The sequence below is a fragment of the Mesorhizobium sp. M7A.F.Ca.MR.362.00.0.0 genome, from assembly GCF_004023175.1.
In the GTDB taxonomy this organism is placed as follows: Bacteria; Pseudomonadota; Alphaproteobacteria; order Rhizobiales; family Rhizobiaceae; genus Mesorhizobium.
On the sequence record NZ_RZTF01001272.1, the window covers coordinates 1 to 210 of the forward strand.

Annotated in this window: 1 protein-coding gene; it reads left to right on the top strand. The window is 42.9% G+C overall.

The genetic code is table 11. The features are described from left to right. Positions 1–210: substrate-binding domain-containing protein (locus EOC06_RS39880; protein WP_164899145.1), on the top strand; the 210-nt coding region annotated here is incomplete at both ends.

Here is a 210-nt window from a genome sequence, read left to right on the forward strand (position 1 = left end):
TCTTAAGAAATTCCAACCAGAGTATTGTCGTTTGTGCTACAGACAATATTGCCCTTGGCTGTCTGAAGGCAGCATACAAACTGGGGATAGCTGTACCAGATACTTTGTCTGTTACTGGCTTTGGCGGTTATGATGTCACGGAAGCCATTCATCCTGGCATTACAACAGCAAAATTTCATTATAAAGAAGCAGGGAAAAAGGCCGCAGTTA